This is a genomic window from Robertmurraya massiliosenegalensis JC6 (assembly GCF_000311725.1).
In the GTDB taxonomy this organism is placed as follows: Bacteria; Bacillota; Bacilli; order Bacillales; family Cytobacillaceae; genus Robertmurraya; species Robertmurraya massiliosenegalensis.
This window is the reverse complement of sequence record NZ_HE978516.1, coordinates 337344-353328: the sequence shown is the minus strand read 5'-3', so window position 1 is coordinate 353328 and position 15985 is coordinate 337344. Positions and strand designations below refer to the sequence as shown.

Here is a 15985-nt window from a genome sequence, read left to right as displayed (position 1 = left end):
CCCTTATTCTTGTAGGACAAAGTGAGTTGTGGGATCGCCTACGTCTTCAGTCATTCGCAGCTATTCGCCAAAGAATTGATATTCAATTCAAATTAGGACATTACGATCGGGCACAGGTGGATGATTATGTCTCACGACACTTAAAATATGCAGGAATTGATCAGCAAATCTTTTCTGAAGGTGCGTTAGAAGAGATACATCGCTTTTCAGGTGGAACTCCCCGACTAATAAATAAAGTGTGTACACACAGCCTTCTATATGGAGCTCAAAATGGGCGTCGAATAATCGATGATCATATGGTGAAACATGTTATTCAAGGTGAATTATCATGAAGAATCGACAGATGTACATGCAGTTTCACAAGGACTACGGATGTTGGCTAAAGGTTGTAGGAGATTATGGAAAAGCAATGTATCCAGGGGAGTCTTTTCATCTCCTTCTTGGTAACAAACTACGTATACCTTGTCGGCTAAAAGTAGCTGGTCAACGACTTTGGTATGTAGAAATAGGAACAGAACAGGTAAGGCTTAATTTGAGAATGAACGAAATCTATGAGATTCAATTTTAAAATGTTGGGGAAGCTTGATTAAATATAGAGCTTCCCATTCTTTTTGGTCAACAACTCAAGCAAAATAAGGACAACTCGGTCTGTCAGTTGTTGGGCATATGAGATTGTCATTAACAGTCAGGAGTAAATAAACTAAACCATAATAATGTCAAGAGTTACAAAAGAGATCGGTTTTCATCTTGAGTATAGGTATCTCTAATGACCAATAGCTATAAATGTTTAAGGTTGAATAATGAAAGTCGTTGATAATAATGCATTTTTTAACTTGTCAATCTTATGGTTTAAAGCATGGCAAAGTTATGTTTTAAGTAACATTTGCTATAAAAAGAACATACGTTCAATTTTTAGTGTACCTTATATGTCAGTTAGAAAAAAATAGGAATAAGTATTTCGCGTTGGAATGAATTGCAATGAAGTTCTACCTTATGACAGTATGGGCAAGAGGTCCTAATCCAAGAAGGATTAAGGCCTGTTTTTGTTGAATTTATACGAAAGTAACTGAAAAATAATCGACATTTAGTACGTGTTAACTATGGAGTTTAGTGCGTTTTTTTATTTTTTTGAAACTTTTCCCATGTATTGACTATCTAATGGCTAGAGAGAGGAGGGGGAAGATGAATCATATCAAATTAATTAAGAAAGCAAAAGCTGGTGATGCTGATGCATTTGAGGAACTTCTGATGTTGTATAGTGACCAATTATATCGAACCGCATTTTTATATATGGGTAATCGAGAAGATGCTTTGGATGTGGTACAAGAAACGAGCTATAAAGCTTTCATCGCTATAAAGACATTAAAGAAGAATAAATACTTTGCCACTTGGTTAACAAAAATACTGATAAACTCTGCATATGATTTTCTAAAAAAGAGAAAAAGAGATCTACCATGTGAAAATATGGAGCAGTTTATATCGACTAAAGAAGTTTATAACATTGAACAAATTGACTTATTTAGGGCTATTGAAAATTTGAAAGAAACACATCGTGCTGCTATTATTCTATTTTATTTCCAAGATCTTCAGATAAAAGACATAGCTACTATCATGGACATCCCCGAAAATACGGTAAAAACATATCTCCACAGGGGGAAGGAACAATTAAAAACCAACCTAAAGGGGGACAAGTGTGATGAAAGAAAAGTTCTTACAGGAAATTTTTGAACAAGTAGAAGTTCCAAAAGAGGATGTTCGGCAATCTATTCGTATAGGTATACAAAGAGCTGAAATAAAGGTAAAGAAGAAAAATCACTTATTAAGAATTCTACCTGCTGCAGCGGTTCTATTTCTCACAACTGTGATTACTTTAGGTTTTTCTTTTCCTTCATTTGCGGAAAAATTGCCGGTTATCGGAAATATATTCAAGCTGTTTGAGGATAATGATAGAGAATATATTTTTGAAGAATACGATAGTTATACTACAAAATTAGATATAACAGAAGAAAGTAATGGCGTCCGTATCACATTAACAGAAGCTGTGTATGATGGTGAGAATATTACCATTGCTTATATGATTGATAGTGAACATGATTTAGGGGAAGAGCCAATTATAGAATCGGATCCGAATTATTTTAAGGAGCTACATGGACAGACAAGTGGAACTCAATTAACGAAGAAATTAGATGAGCATAAGTATGCTGGGATATACACGGTTAACATACTAAATGGGAACCGTCCTGATAGCATTAACTTCACTTTAGAAGGGATATCAATCTTTTCACTCGAAGATAGGAAAAATCAAACGGAAGGTAATTGGTCATTTAATTTTACTTTGGATAAAGTTGAAAGTGATATACAAAAATTTGAGAATCGTGTAACCAAAGGAGAGGGGATGGAAGTAGAACTAAAAAATATGACTACAACCCCGATTTCTACAAGTTTCTATTTTAATCAAAGTGTAGATCGAAAAGTGTGGAGAGAAGAAAAATTGTCCGCTGTCTTTTTTGATTATGAACTGTCGGATAACTTAGGTAACGTATATACTATGGTGACAAATGGTTCTTTTGGAAGTGATATTAAAAAGAGCGGAAGAGCGATAACGACAGAGATTGCTGAGGACGCTACAGCTATCTTCATTACGCCTACTGTAACTAGCTACAAGGAAACAAGTAAGGGGGAAAATGGAGTAGAATTGGAACTTGCCAAACCCCCATTCAAGCTTGAAACAATTGAGATTCCACTACATTAGTACCAGTAAAACAACAAGAAGGATACCAGGAGGATATGATATCTCTTGGATTCTTCTTGTTTTTTGTACTAACCGTTTTTAGGAACTATTATGAAATTTCAACTTTGAATATGGCATAGTTTTATCGGTTGGATACAATCTGTAAAGAACCACAATTGGACCCAGTATAATACCCGTAAAAAAGGGAAAAGAGGATTTCCGTTGGCAAGAGTAGGTTGCTAATGCTAATGCTATCGGCAGTGAGCTTATGCTTTATTTAATGGGAAAATTATGATTTGAGTCACAGTTCTTGTAACTTGAACCATAATTTTGCCGCTCATTCACTGCGAAAACGCCTCAATAATGGACTTTTCATCGCGCTTATTAACACTATTAGTTTCATGAATTCGAAAATAAAGGGGAAGTTAATAGTAAAATAAATGATACTTTGGTGGGGAATTCATTGAGAACAACATACAACCATTTACTTTTGATGAGTCTATTTAGCTTGGCCTTATTTATTTTTCTAGCAACGGTCTATAAATCCGATTTTATAGAAAATCTAGATCTGAAAATCATAAGTAATATTCAAGGACTAGAACATCCAATGCTCACTTATTTTATGAAGTTCTTTAGTTATATCGGTGATATCGTACAGGTGATAGTGATTTCAATTATCCTATTATTGATCCTATACAAGGTATTTCATCAACGAATTGAACTCATCCTTTTTGTTTTCGTACTAATTGGCTCTACTCTCTTAAATGTACTACTCAAGCATTTTTTTCAAAGAGCTCGACCTGATTTATATAAAATGATTATACAAGATGGCTACAGCTTTCCTAGTGGACATGCAATGGCAGCACTATCATTGTATGGAATTATTAGCTTTATACTGTGGAGGCATATTCCTAAGGAAAGTGGAAGAATTATGCTGATTTGCATCAGTACCTTGTTGGTTTTTTTCATTGGAATAAGTCGAATTTATTTAGGTGTGCACTATCCAAGTGATATTATCGGTGCCTATTTAATAAGTGGAAGTTGGCTTTTTTTTACAATATGGGGATTTATTCAACTGAAGGGATGAGATTGAAAAGGTTTCCTTCGACAGAAAGCTAGCAGAACAGCGTTACTTTCAAAATGATCATACTGTAAAGCCCTCTCTTTTTAGGATGGAAAAGCAAAAACTTACCACCTTTAATAAGACGGGCTTTACCTAACTTTTGTTTTAGTGTCAAAAATTTATTACCTAAGTACTGTTAAACCAAGAACCAGACCCGCTATCTCATTCATTGCTTCTCTGTAAGCGCTTCAAATGCTGAAGCCAATTATCAGATAGCGATGGATTTGTGATTAATTGCTCAAGTGTATCTTCATCGACGATTTGTCGAAAAAAGATTTGGTGTGCTTTGTATACAGTCACGGCATCTTCATTTCTGGAAATGATGCTGATGTTGTCGTCTGAACGAATTTTTCCTTCCTTCAGAACTTTACCGAAATATCCTGTGTAACCAGTTTCTATCATTTTTTTAAATTGATTTTCCATTCCCGTGCGTCTATCAATGGTTTTACAAGGCACGCGACCTTCTGTAATTTGGACAGTCGCTTCACCGATTTGAACGATATCACCGATACAGATGGTACGTTCATCTAAACCCGAAATCGTTATGTTTTCGCCAAATGAGGATGATTCTAGTGTTTTTCCATATGCTTTTTCCCAAAAAGAATAATGTTCAGCAGGATAAAAGCAAACGGCTCGATCGAATCCACCATGATTTACTAAATCTGCCACCCCATCGCCGATAAATCCTTCCTTCATCAAGTGAGCTTCTTTTACAATCTCCTTTTGAATGGCTGTGTTCAATATCTTCTCCTCTGAACCGTAACGCATGTCTTTCGGTTTTCCAATAGCAAGATTAATAAGGTGAATCGTTTGAGATTGCATATGTATCTCCTCCTAATAATGTGATAGTTGTTATGACATGAAAGGAATTTTCTGTCCATAAATCCCAACTAATTATTTCGCAAACACGGTTGTTTTGGAAAGCAATAAGAAACAAAATGCCTGATTTAGGGAGCGAAAAGTGCGTCGCACACTTCATGTATAGGCATGTAAGGATAAAACCGGCTTCTGGTTTTTTACAAATAACCACCATCTATACGAAAACAGCATTAAAAGATGATTAAACTCCCTCCCAGCTTAAATAAAAGAGGGATTATCGCTAATAAAATCATTCCGATGACAACTGTTGACATCATGATTTCTTTTACAGTAATTAAACCTGATTCATGTAATTTATAAAGGATTACCGTGTTGATGGGAACATTTAATATAAGGGCTGTCGCTAAACCAGGTGCGTATGTGTTCGTTAATAGCGTAATGAATAAATGCGGAAAAACGGCATTGAAAATCATAGAGCCTAAGAAACCAATGAATCCCCATTTTATTCCATTTGATTTGGGGAATTTTAAATATAGAAAAGACACTAAATATGCAAGTGCGGTAATCATCAACACGGCAAAATGAAATTCGTCCGCTGTTACGGGTTGCTGAAAAGGTAAATCAAGTTGGGACCACTGAGGTAACCATAGCGCTTCTTCTAAATTATGTAAAGTAATCGCTAGGCAAAAGAAAACCACGTAATCGTTTTTCATAGCATTCTCCTTTGTGTTTTTCCAATTACTACTTCAACAAAAAAGGCACTTCTCCTTCTTTAGGATAGTGCCAGTAACAACTCTTATTTAGGAAAATAAATTAGTGACTCCTTCTCGCAAAAAATTAATAGGGTTTTGGTTGATGAAAATAGTTTGGTTTTCTAATTTCGTTATTGTAAGGCTTATGGAAAATATGTGTTGTAGCCGGTGCTAATGGTGGGATAAGCCAAGTCCAATCTCCTGAAATCGAACGACCGCTCTCCATTTCTTTTTCTTCAAATTTTTTAAATTGGTGAGCAGCGGTATGATGGTCAACGATACTAACTCCCTTTTCCTTAAATGAATGTAAGACCGCTGCATTTAATTCTAAAAGTGCCCGATCTTTCCATAACGTACTATGACTTTGAACATCCAATTCCATTAAGTTCCCTATTTGCGGAAGCATATTATACCGTGCTTCATCTGCTAAGTTTCGTGCTCCAATTTCTGTCCCCATGTACCAACCATTAAAAGGAGCGGCCGTATACGTAATGCCCCCAATTTCTAGGATCATATCCGAAATCATCGGTACGGCATACCATTTTAAGTTTAAATCTTCAAACCATTGATAATGTGGATGACGAAGGGGAACTTCGAGAAGGTGTTTTTCTGGTATCTCAACTAATTTTGGCGGATTCCCATTCAATTGAACGACTAAAGGTAAGACATCAAATCTTCCAAACTTCGGTTCCCATCCAAGATTTATACACGTTTCTGTAAACGATACAGAGTGGGGATCCCCGATAATACCTTGCTCTGTTTTATAACCTGCGTAGCGGATCAATTGATGATTCCATATACGAACAGTTGCATCCGGTTTTTGTTGTGAAAAAATAGTTATGGTAGGGCGAATACGTCCATGATTGGTTGCATAATCGATGTGCTCAAATAGGGCTTCCATTATTTTTTCTTCTGTGTTTAGGTTCCTCTTGTCGAAAACATGTAAAGAATCCCAAAATAATCTTCCGATACAACGATTACTATTGCGCCAAGCTACTTTTGCTCCATATTCAAGTTCCTCGAATGTGTGTTCATAAAAGCCGTCGCTTTGTATCTGTTGCTTAACATCATTCAATCTATTTTCTAGTTCCTGCTCCGTTTTATTTAATTCTTTATAGCAAGAATGAATAAAATCATGGGCTTCTTGAAGTAATTCGGTAGTCAAAATAAATCCTCCTATGATCCATTATGCTCTAATTTTATCATAATGGATTTGAATACTAATAACCCTTTAACGACATTGGATATATTCAATTTATCAAATAAACGAAGAAACGAATAATGAATACGGGTATATAAATGAGAATGTGTACGAAACAGACCAATTTATTGGAGAAATAGAGTAATGGGACATTACTTCTTAAATCTATAATTATTTTTTAATAGAAAACATATAAGCAGACTAAATAGTTGTGGATCTTCAGGTAAGAAATAAGTAAGCTATAATTGTTATGAGAAATGTGGCTTTAACAAGTGAAAAAACTTCTAAGACGTGAGCTGCACGGGAGAAAGTCAAAGCATAATGTTCCTTCAAAACGTGAGGTGAAGTAATATGACAGACAAAAAAATCATTGTACAATTTATGGCTCTGACATTTTCAATAGCCTATCTTGTGTCAGGTGCTTTGATTGTTCTTGGGCAATTCGGATATTCGGTTCATAATTGGGTTCACTCATTCCAGCAATTCGTGATGAATATTCCTTTTGCAATCTATATTTTGTCGCCCGCTATTGCTTCATATATCGTTCTAAAGAAAAATAACAAAATAGCAGATTTTAAGGAATGGTTGAAAACGGTTTTTTACGTTAAAAATAACCTCTCTCTCTATTTGTTTGTTGCTGCAGCGCTAGCATTGTATTTTTTGATCCATATCGCAGTTTCAGGCAGCACAGAAATGGCGCTTCCATTTTTTACGTTCTTCCTATCCCTACCTGGTAATCTCATTATTGGTGGCTTGGAGGAAGCTGGCTGGATGTACATATTGCAGCCTGCACTTGCCAAAAAATATGGTTTTGTTCTATCTTCTGTTTTTGTTGGAGCCATTTGGATTTTATGGCATATCCCTCTCTTCTTCATTCCTGGGACGAATCACGGAGAGGGGCTTATTAACTTTTGGATGTTTGCCGTTCAACTGATGGCATTTCGATTTTTATACGGGGCCATCTACAAAATATCAGGAAAAGGCGGAGTGTTTCTGTGTGTATTATTCCATACTATGTTCAATGCTGCATCTCCGATCTTTGGCACCATGACTATGACATGGGAGGGAACCATTGCTGCAAATACTGTGATAGTTCTTTTTTCAATTGTAACCGTAGTGATGTACGACCAGAAGAATAGACGATTAGTATAGTTTTGGTCATTATATAATAAGATGGATAAGTAAGTGAAGAAAAGCTTAAATCAAGGGGGAATATGGACTTTCCTGCCACTTCCAATGCCCTGGACCTGGGGACCAATGCCTTTACAACATTCCAAATATACTCTATCAATTAAAAAATATTTTCGAAGTGTTGCAAAAAAACATTCTCAAAATACTAGGAGGTTCAAAAGATTGCGAGATATAGTGATTGACACAAAGTGGAGTCCAAAGGATCCCCCGTACATTCGGCAACGATTAAAGGAATATAATCTAAAACATCTGTCAGAAAAAGATGTGAATTTTGTCGACGAAGAATTTTGTTTTAAAATTAAGGATGAAGAAGGCAATATCATTGGAGGTATTTCAGGAAATACCAAAATGCAAAGTCTATATATTCAATTTCTTTGGGTTGATGAAAACCATCGAGGGAAGGGTTTTGGTATACAGCTTATAAAAGGAGCAGAAAAATATGCTGTAGAGAAGAAATGCCGCATGATCAAAGTGGATACGTTTAGTTTTCAAGCTCCTGATTTTTATAAAAGCTTAGGTTATGAGGTATGTGGAATAATAGAAGATTATCCCGAAGGCCATAAGCAGTATTTATTATATAAAAAATTAGATTAGTATTGTTGGATTGTGCAGGAAGAACATTCACCCACTATGTTCCTATTTGTGAAGAATCATACTGAAAGTAATGGGTGCTTTCCATAAAAAAGTGGGTACCTTTTATTATGGATGCCATCGTACGTATAATGCTTAATAATTTAATAATTCCGACGAAAACGAAACCTTTTGCCTAACTATTTGGTATATAATGTTAAATGTAGAGTAAATACAACTTCGAACATAAAGGGAGGGATATTTATTGCAAAAATTAACGAAGGCAATAATGGATAAAGCACTCTACCTATACTTTGTTTTAATGCTATTACTTTACTTTGGCTACGCATTATTGTGGAATCATCGTCTTAATATGTCGGAACACTGGAGTTCAACTAGTTTTTTGACCAATGAGGATGTTAGAACGATAGACCTATTTGGAAAATGGACAGAAGGTTTCGAGTCAATGTTCTATATTTTGTTTGTACTAATGAGCATGGTGTACTTTATTAAACATAGAAAAGATAGAAAAAATCAATCAATTGTAAAACAGTATTTCGTTGGGCACATTTTCTTATTTGTGATTGTAGTGGCACTGAGTTATATTTTTGCTCTAATTACGCCTGTGCCTATTAATAATTTACTTATTCTTTTAGCATTTCCAACTACAATTTTTGTGGTATTTCTAATTTACATGCTCTATGGATTAATGAAATTGAAAATAGCGAATTAGCGAATGTAAGCAACGAGAGTGGATAATTATGCTAGTAAGAGATGGAGCGTTAATCAAGATGGATTAATGTTCTTTTTATGACATGATTGTTAATGGAGGAACTATTAATGAAGACTCGAACGTTTTTTGTGTTGTTAACAATGCTTATAATGAGCAATTATTTCTTAGCCTTTCCACAAAAAACATATGCTTGTAGTTGTGTAGAAATAGAGCGAGTCAAAGCAGCCTTCGCAAAATCATAAGCAGTATTTAGAAGGAATGAATAATACTAGAATTATTTCCTTATGTGTAAGTCTACTACATTTTATTGGAAAATATGGATAGCTTGCAAATCGGAAGTAGTGATTTGCTATTCCTTCTTCTGCATTTGATAAAGTTGGTTATGTAACTTATCTACTTTCTGGCTTAATTCTATTACTTTCACATGATCTAATCCAAATTTCATTCCAAGTCTAATCATTTTGCCTCTAAGTAATTCGAATTCTTCTCGCAGTTTTTTTTGCTCCATCACTGATATGTTCCTTTCTTGGAAATAACAACAATAAGTATAATGTAACTTTGTGTTTTATCATGCAGAAAAAGAGTATAAGTTTTACAAGTGTCGTAAATGAGAACTGAGGACTTTTGGCTTATTTACATTATAATACATAATTGTCCTTATAAGTACAAAAAATATAAAATAGTCCTTAAAAATACCTGCACAGACTTCTAATGATTGTCTAAAATTTGGTTAAAGTGAAGGTGTTTTAATTATGTATAATGATGACTCAACAGCTAAGTTACTTGGATTTCGAATACGTGAGTTGCGAAAACTACGAAAAATGACACAAGAACAATTAGCAGAAGCGATTGACTCTACTGGCAGCTATGTAGGACGTTTGGAGCGCGGGGAGACCAATGTACAATTACATACGTTGGAAAAAATAGCTGAGGCACTGCAAGTTAATGTATCATCTTTATTTGATGAGGAATTACAGCAGGTCTTCAAAAACGAAGTCATTCGGGAAACGGTATTACTAATGTCAGAGCAAAATGAAAGTCGTCAAAAGAAGGCACTTAATATTTTGAAGGAGCTTTATAAGCCTGATTCATGAACGCTTTCTTATAAGTTGGTGGAGTATTTATAAATAACTGAGGTTGATCACAATGGATTTTGATGGCAAAGCATAGTCTGGGATGAAAATCGTATCCTTAACAGCCTGTCATTCGATATTGCCATGTCTATTAAGCAATCCGTCATCATCGATTTTTTCAAAGAGTATTCCTTTAATTGGGATACTTTTTTTATTTTAAACATCGTTAAGTGGTTATCAATTTAAAGAAGATAGGAGTGTAAAGTTTGATTGATTTCCAACCGGTAAGTCTTGAACAAATGGATGTTCTTAAAAAAATAATGAATTCAAATCAAGAGTTTAATTGTTTATCTGAGGGGCATGCTGAGCTGACTGATGAAGAGATTATAAACATGTACGAGTCATCGAAACATCAAGGTGCTGTTATGAATTTTATCATAGACGATGGACATCCGGTGGGAGTAATTGATTACCTTATGGAGAATCCGTCAGATAAGATGCCGTGGTTAGGACTGCTTATAATAGATCATGATTTTCAAGGTCGAGGATATGCGATCGGTGCATTCAATAAATATGAATCTTTAATGAAGGAAAAAGGGATAAAGAAAGTAAGATTGGGGGTTATTAAGGAGAATGATCGAGCCTTAAATTTTTGGGTGAAAAGAGGATTTTCTTTTTATGAGGAGAAGGAAGGAGATAAGTGGACTGTTTTATGTTTTGAAAAAGTACTATGAGAATCTGTATTTACAACTAAAGAATTTGAAACTAAGTGATTGGTTTAAGATTCTGTGTCTAATGTGAAGAAGAACGCGATAAAAAAACTGATTAACCATTACTTTCGTTACGTCCTCTTTCTCTTGTTAAAAGAAGTAAACTTTGATTTATATAACAATAATAGACATAATTCTATTTAAAAATGAGAATTTATATGTTTTTTTTGTAGGAATTTCCCGGAAAATAAAGGGTGATCGTTTTTGTTGAGAATATTCTAAAATGGAAACGCCCAATTTGGATAATTAACTTGCGATAAAGGAGTAGAGGAATAATGATTGATTTTCGAAGTGATACGGTAACAAAGCCAATAAGGGAGATGCTAGATGCCATGTATCATGCTGAAGTAGGGGATGATGGTTATCAAGAAGATCCAACAGTCAATCGATTAGAGAAGATGGTTGCAGAACTTTTAGGGAAAGAAGACTCTCTCTTCGTATCAAGTGGTACCCAAGGAAATTTAATTTCAATTTTAGTTAACTCTAAGCATGGAGACGAAATAATAGTAGAAAGTAAATCGCATCTTAATTGTTCGGAGAGAGAGGGTGTTGAATCACTAGCAAGGGTTAACGTAGTAGCATTAGCAGGGTGTCGTGGTGCGATTCCATTGCAAATCTTGAAGCAAATTCCACATGAAAAGACCTCCATTATTTCAATTGAGAACACCCATGCTAGATCAGCAGGTTCAGTCGTTTCAACTTCTTATTTAAAAGAATTATATACTTTTGCCCAAAATAAAGGTATTACAGTCCATATGGATGGAGCAAGGCTTTTTAATGCAGCAGTTGCACTTCAGCAAGACATAAAACAGTTTACCCAATATACAGATACCGTATCGATTTGTTTATCAAAAGGATTAGCAACTCCAGCTGGGTCAATTTTGGCTGGGACAGAAGCCTTTATTGAAGAAGCTAGGAAGTGGCGCAGAAATCTTGGAGGCAGAATGAGGCAGATTGGATATTTAGCAGCTACTGGGATATATGCGTTAGAAAATATGGTGAATCGACTAAACAGGGATCACGACTTAGCAAAATTTTTAGGAAGGGAAATCGAAAAGATAAATGGACTTCAACTAGAATACCCAGTTGAAACAAATATTGTATTGGTAAACTGTAAGGCGTTACAATTGGATGATCATACATGTATCCAATTTCTAAAAGATAACGGCATTCTTGTGAAATTAGAAGAGGAATCTGTTATTCGTTTCGTTGTCCATAAGGATATAAAAACAGAAGACATAGAGTACACACTTGAGAGATTGCAAATCATTATTTCATAGAATAATTGTAAATGATTACCTAATTTCTGGTTGTAAATTCAGAATATTATGTTAAGATTGTATAAAATGAACACGCTTACATAAATGTAAGGAGAATCCAACTATGTTGAAAAAAGTTACTCTGCAAACAAAAATTTTAACATTAGTTTTAACATTAATCTTATTTATTACATTATTACTAACAAGTATAAATGCGATTATTGAAATGGAACAAACAGAAGAAAATATAGGAAATCGTGCCTTACATGTTGCAACGGCTGTCTCCTTTATGCCATCTATTAGAGAAGCGTTTGAATTAGAAGATCCGTCAATCTTTATTCAGCCCTTTATGGAGAGTTTAAAAAAAGAAATTGGAGCGGAATTTATCGTTATAGGTAATAAAGATAGCATACGCTACTCTCACCCAGACCCTAATAAAATAGGAAAAAAGATGGTTGGTGGAGATAATGATTTAGCATTAATAAATGGATCTTATTATATGTCAAAAGCCGTTGGTACATTAGGTCCATCGTTACGAGGAAAGGCCCCGATATTTAACGAAAGTGGGGAAATTATAGGAATTGTTTCAGTTGGATTTATGATGGACGATGTAAAAACCATTATATTTAATCGAATTATTAAAATTAGTGGGCTTGCTTTATTTGTCATCTTAATAGGGGCTATAGGTAGTGTTCTATTAGCGAGAAGTATTAGAAAGGATACATTAGGATTAGAGCCACAGCAGATTGCTGCTCTTTATCGAGAACGTAGTGCAGTATTACACTCGATAAGAGATGGGATTGTGGCGATAGATCAGTCAGGACATATTACAACGATGAATGAAAATGCGAAAAAAGTTATTGGTATAGAAGAGGACGTTAGGTATAAGAAAATTGAAGAGATTTTACCCACACTAAAAATGTATGACGTTTTAAAGACTGGAAAAATTGAACGTGACATGGAAATGGTTGTTGGTAATCGAGTCGCTATCGTGAACAAAACTCCGATCATTGAAAATGATACAGTAGTTGGCGTAGTTGCGACATTCAGAGATAAAACAGAAATTCAGGAAATGTTAAATACTTTGTCGGAGGTTAGACAATATTCTGAAGATTTAAGAGCTCAAACTCATGAGTATAAAAATAAGTTGTACGTGTTATCTGGATTGCTGCAGCTTGGTAACTATAAAGAAGCTATTGAGTTAATTCAATTAGAGTCTAGCTTGTATCATGATCAAACTAAAGTATTATTAGAGGATATTCATAATCATACCGTTCAAGCGATTTTGCTAGGGAAAATAGGAAAAGCTTCGGAAAAGAAGGTTACCTTGCATATTGATGAAAATACTTCCATTCAGGAAATTCCGAAGCATATTGATATGGCAAAATTAATTACGATTTTAGGAAACCTATTAGATAACGCAATAGAGGCAGTAGGTGATGTCGAGGAAAAAAAAGTATCCTTTTTTGCGACAGATGAAGGCCATGACATTATTTTTGAAGTCGCTGATAGTGGTCGAGGGATAAAAGAACAGGATTTACCTTATATATTCAAAAGAGGATATTCTACAAAAAAGGAGAAGGAAAGGGGCTATGGTTTATCTCTTGTTAAAGAAGTGGTGGAAGATCTTCGTGGGACTGTTGAAGTGGTAAATCAAAAAGATGGAGGAGCAATCTTTACTGTATATATTCCAAAGAAAATCATGCAGGAGCGTATAGCTTAATTTATCGAAGGGGGATTAGGATGTTAAGGGTAGCGATAGCAGAGGATGATTTTCGAGTCGCAGATATTCATGAAAAGTTTTTGCAGAAAATTAGTAAAGTAAAACTAGTTGGGAAAGTTCAAAATGGGCGTGAAACAATTAAACTTGTAAAAAGTAGACAAATTGATTTAATTTTATTGGATATCTATATGCCTGATATGATGGGAACTGAGCTAATCGATAAAATTAAGAAGTATAACCCATCTGTTGGAATTATTATGATTTCTGCGGCAAATGAAAAGCCGATAATCGAAGCAACTATTCAGCAAGGCGTATTTGATTACATTATTAAACCAGTTAAAATAGAGCGCTTTATAGCTGCAATTGAACGCTTTAAGAATGCAAAAAGCCAATTGGAAGAATCTCAAGTAATCGAACAAACTTTTTTAGATCAGTATTTTGGTTATGTAGATTCAAAACAAAAGCTTGGTCAAAAAGAAACACCAAAAGGAATCGATCCACTGACGTTAGAGAAAGTAAAGATGATTATAAATAAATGCAATAAAGGGATGACTGCAGAAGAAATTGGAGAAAGAATGGGAGCTTCAAGAACTACAGCAAGGCGTTATTTAGAGTATTTAATCTCAATTGAAGAAGGTAAAGCAGAACTTGAATATGGTGATGTAGGAAGACCAGAGAGAAAATACTATTTGTATAAAAACTAATTAATATTGGAACTACGATTATTCTATTTTTAGTGCCTTTCATAATAATGAAAAGGCTTTTTTGTATGTTTGCTATTAAATACTTAGCTAATGTTAAATCATGAATAGTAAAGAGTCATCATATGAAAATGCGTGAACTAAATGAACAAAAAAGACTAAAAAATTTTAATAATCGTTATTTTGTAAACGGTTACAATATTGAATATTTTAATTAGAATGAAAATTAAATCGTTAGTCAAATGACTATTGATAATAGATTTACAAATTATAAGGGGGAAACAGAGAATGAAATGGAAAGGCTTTTTATCAGTTTTTGTATTAATGATGACAATGCTAGTTGTTGCAGCATGTTCGAATGAAACTGGAGGAAGTGGAACATCAGACGACTCGAGTTCATCAGGTTCTGGGGATATTGCTTCTTTTGAGCCAAAAGAAGCAATAGAAATTGTTGCTCCAGCTGGTGCTGGAGGTGGCTGGGATACAACTGCACGTATGGCAGCCCAATGGTTTAATGAAACAGGGATTATTTCCCAAAAAATTGGTGTAGTAAATAGACCTGGTGGTGGTGGAGCAGTTGCGTGGGCAGAGAATCACAAAAGAGAAGGAAGTCCGTACCATTTGTTTGTAGCATCGCCTCCATTATTACTAGTACCTCTAAATGGTCAATCTGATTTTGGTCATGAAGATTTTACACCACTCTCAAACATGATTGCTGATTACGCAGCATTTGCAGTTGCAGCAGACGCTCCTTGGGAAAATTTAAATGAGTTATTTGAAGATATGAAAGCAGATCCTTCTAGTATTACCGTAATTGGCGCATCTTCTCCAGGAAGTATGGATCATATCCAATTCATTAAAATTGCCAAGGCAGCTGGAGTTGATGTAACTAAAGTTAAATATGTTTCTGATCAAGAAGGTGGAGCCTTAACAGCTTTATTAAATGGTAGTGTCGATGTATTCTCAACTGGAGTTGCAGAAACAGTGGAGCAAGTAAAAGCTGGAAACATTAAAGTACTAGGGATTACTTCAGAAGAACGTTTAGAAGGGGAAGTATTAGAAGACTTTGCCACGGCAAAAGAACAAGGAATTGATGAAACATTTATTAACTGGCGTGGTTTCTTTGGTCCCCCAGGAATGGATCAAGCAGCCATTGATTACTATGAAGCCAAATTCAAAGAATTAAGTGATTCTCCAGAGTGGGATGAAGTACGTGCACAATATGGTTGGAATGAGTTGTATATGGGAGCTGATGAATATAAAGAGTTCCTAGACAATGAAAAGGAAGTAATGCAAGAGCTTCTAACTGAATTAGGAATTGGAAACTAATTATTTACAG

The 15985-nt window shown here is 34.9% G+C and carries 17 protein-coding genes and 1 pseudogene; 14 read left to right on the top strand and 4 right to left on the bottom strand.

The window, feature by feature from the left end:
- The 5 genes and pseudogenes from BMSHG_RS29170 to BMSHG_RS20710 form a co-directional block, all read left to right on the top strand.
- Window positions 1-332 (top strand): annotated as a pseudogene (locus tag BMSHG_RS29170) (AAA family ATPase); the annotation flags it as partial.
- On the top strand, window positions 329-568 hold the full coding sequence (locus BMSHG_RS20725; RefSeq protein ID WP_019156395.1) for a hypothetical protein: 240 nt from the start codon (window positions 329-331) through the stop codon (window positions 566-568). The pseudogene BMSHG_RS29170 and the gene BMSHG_RS20725, both read left to right, overlap by 4 nt.
- Before the next feature lie 614 nt (window positions 569-1182).
- Window positions 1183-1728 (top strand): sigma-70 family RNA polymerase sigma factor, encoded by a 546-nt coding sequence (locus BMSHG_RS20720; protein WP_019156394.1) that lies wholly within the window; start codon window positions 1183-1185, stop codon window positions 1726-1728.
- Window positions 1697-2752: a DUF4179 domain-containing protein gene (locus BMSHG_RS20715; protein WP_019156393.1), complete on the top strand. Its 1056-nt coding sequence runs from the start codon at window positions 1697-1699 to the stop codon at window positions 2750-2752. The genes BMSHG_RS20720 and BMSHG_RS20715 overlap by 32 nt, the downstream gene beginning before the upstream one ends.
- A 442-nt stretch (window positions 2753-3194) precedes the next feature.
- Entirely contained in the window at window positions 3195-3818 is a 624-nt protein-coding gene (locus BMSHG_RS20710; RefSeq protein ID WP_019156392.1) for a phosphatase PAP2 family protein, read from the top strand.
- A gap of 198 nt (window positions 3819-4016) precedes the next feature.
- On the opposite strand, the gene BMSHG_RS20705 is transcribed toward BMSHG_RS20710, so the two are convergent.
- The 3 genes from BMSHG_RS20705 to BMSHG_RS20695 all read right to left on the bottom strand — a co-directional run bounded on the left by BMSHG_RS20705 (window position 4017) and on the right by BMSHG_RS20695 (window position 6590).
- A complete protein-coding gene (locus tag BMSHG_RS20705) occupies window positions 4017-4676 on the bottom strand; it encodes an MOSC domain-containing protein (RefSeq protein ID WP_019156391.1) in 660 nt (219 codons plus the stop codon).
- Between the two features lie 227 nt (window positions 4677-4903).
- The gene (locus BMSHG_RS20700; RefSeq protein WP_019156390.1) at window positions 4904-5386 is read right to left on the bottom strand and encodes an HXXEE domain-containing protein; all 483 of its coding nucleotides are present in this window, start codon (window positions 5384-5386) and stop codon (window positions 4904-4906) included.
- Between the two features lie 124 nt (window positions 5387-5510).
- Window positions 5511-6590, bottom strand: coding sequence for a nitric oxide synthase oxygenase (locus BMSHG_RS20695; protein WP_019156389.1), 1080 nt, complete (start codon window positions 6588-6590; stop codon window positions 5511-5513).
- Window positions 6591-6977: 387 nt separating this feature from the next.
- Between BMSHG_RS20695 and BMSHG_RS20690 the strand changes: the two genes are divergently transcribed.
- The 3 genes from BMSHG_RS20690 (at window position 6978) to BMSHG_RS20680 (ending at window position 9120) form a co-directional block, all read left to right on the top strand.
- The gene (locus BMSHG_RS20690; RefSeq protein ID WP_019156388.1) at window positions 6978-7778 is read left to right on the top strand and encodes a CPBP family intramembrane glutamic endopeptidase; all 801 of its coding nucleotides are present in this window, start codon (window positions 6978-6980) and stop codon (window positions 7776-7778) included.
- A gap of 33 nt (window positions 7779-7811) precedes the next feature.
- Entirely contained in the window at window positions 7812-8411 is a 600-nt protein-coding gene (locus BMSHG_RS20685) for a GNAT family N-acetyltransferase (protein ID WP_235776425.1), read from the top strand.
- 241 nt (window positions 8412-8652) lie between these two features.
- Window positions 8653-9120: a hypothetical protein gene (locus BMSHG_RS20680; RefSeq protein ID WP_019156386.1), complete on the top strand. Its 468-nt coding sequence runs from the start codon at window positions 8653-8655 to the stop codon at window positions 9118-9120.
- A gap of 349 nt (window positions 9121-9469) precedes the next feature.
- Here BMSHG_RS20680 and BMSHG_RS29485 read toward each other — a convergent pair whose 3' ends face one another.
- Window positions 9470-9628, bottom strand: coding sequence for a Spo0E family sporulation regulatory protein-aspartic acid phosphatase (locus tag BMSHG_RS29485; RefSeq protein WP_019156384.1), 159 nt, complete (start codon window positions 9626-9628; stop codon window positions 9470-9472).
- Between the two features lie 244 nt (window positions 9629-9872).
- Here BMSHG_RS29485 and BMSHG_RS20665 point away from each other — a divergent pair, with 244 nt between their 5' ends.
- The 6 genes from BMSHG_RS20665 to BMSHG_RS20640 all read left to right on the top strand — a co-directional run bounded on the left by BMSHG_RS20665 (window position 9873) and on the right by BMSHG_RS20640 (window position 15975).
- On the top strand, window positions 9873-10214 hold the full coding sequence (locus BMSHG_RS20665) for a helix-turn-helix domain-containing protein (RefSeq protein ID WP_019156383.1): 342 nt from the start codon (window positions 9873-9875) through the stop codon (window positions 10212-10214).
- 245 nt (window positions 10215-10459) lie between these two features.
- Window positions 10460-10927 carry a GNAT family N-acetyltransferase gene (locus BMSHG_RS20660; protein ID WP_019156382.1) on the top strand — a complete coding sequence of 156 codons (468 nt, stop codon included), beginning with the start codon at window positions 10460-10462 and terminating at the stop codon, window positions 10925-10927.
- A 311-nt stretch (window positions 10928-11238) separates the two neighbouring features.
- Complete coding sequence (locus BMSHG_RS20655) at window positions 11239-12243, top strand: threonine aldolase family protein (RefSeq protein WP_019156381.1); 1005 nt, start codon at window positions 11239-11241, stop codon at window positions 12241-12243.
- A gap of 103 nt (window positions 12244-12346) precedes the next feature.
- On the top strand, window positions 12347-13945 hold the full coding sequence (locus BMSHG_RS20650; RefSeq protein WP_019156380.1) for an ATP-binding protein: 1599 nt from the start codon (window positions 12347-12349) through the stop codon (window positions 13943-13945).
- Between the two features lie 20 nt (window positions 13946-13965).
- Window positions 13966-14649: a response regulator gene (locus BMSHG_RS20645; RefSeq protein WP_019156379.1), complete on the top strand. Its 684-nt coding sequence runs from the start codon at window positions 13966-13968 to the stop codon at window positions 14647-14649.
- Window positions 14650-14934: 285 nt separating this feature from the next.
- Window positions 14935-15975, top strand: coding sequence for a tripartite tricarboxylate transporter substrate binding protein (locus BMSHG_RS20640; protein ID WP_019156378.1), 1041 nt, complete (start codon window positions 14935-14937; stop codon window positions 15973-15975).
- Window positions 15976-15985: the final 10 nt, after the last annotated feature.

Excerpts from the sequence above, each read along its gene's own strand:
- BMSHG_RS20655 (WP_019156381.1), top strand. The coding sequence starts at position 11,239 with ATGATTGATTTTCGAAGTGATACGGTAACAAAGCCAATAAGGGAGATG.
- BMSHG_RS20640 (WP_019156378.1), top strand. The coding sequence starts at position 14,935 with ATGAAATGGAAAGGCTTTTTATCAGTTTTTGTATTAATGATGACAATG.
- BMSHG_RS29485 (WP_019156384.1), bottom strand. The coding sequence starts at position 9,628 with ATGGAGCAAAAAAAACTGCGAGAAGAATTCGAATTACTTAGAGGCAAA.
- BMSHG_RS20650 (WP_019156380.1), top strand. The coding sequence starts at position 12,347 with ATGTTGAAAAAAGTTACTCTGCAAACAAAAATTTTAACATTAGTTTTA.
- BMSHG_RS20725 (WP_019156395.1), top strand. The coding sequence starts at position 329 with ATGAAGAATCGACAGATGTACATGCAGTTTCACAAGGACTACGGATGT.
- BMSHG_RS20700 (WP_019156390.1), bottom strand. The coding sequence starts at position 5,386 with ATGAAAAACGATTACGTGGTTTTCTTTTGCCTAGCGATTACTTTACAT.
- BMSHG_RS20690 (WP_019156388.1), top strand. The coding sequence starts at position 6,978 with ATGACAGACAAAAAAATCATTGTACAATTTATGGCTCTGACATTTTCA.
- BMSHG_RS20705 (WP_019156391.1), bottom strand. The coding sequence starts at position 4,676 with ATGCAATCTCAAACGATTCACCTTATTAATCTTGCTATTGGAAAACCG.
- BMSHG_RS20665 (WP_019156383.1), top strand. The coding sequence starts at position 9,873 with ATGTATAATGATGACTCAACAGCTAAGTTACTTGGATTTCGAATACGT.
- BMSHG_RS20645 (WP_019156379.1), top strand. The coding sequence starts at position 13,966 with ATGTTAAGGGTAGCGATAGCAGAGGATGATTTTCGAGTCGCAGATATT.
- BMSHG_RS20720 (WP_019156394.1), top strand. The coding sequence starts at position 1,183 with ATGAATCATATCAAATTAATTAAGAAAGCAAAAGCTGGTGATGCTGAT.
- BMSHG_RS20715 (WP_019156393.1), top strand. The coding sequence starts at position 1,697 with ATGAAAGAAAAGTTCTTACAGGAAATTTTTGAACAAGTAGAAGTTCCA.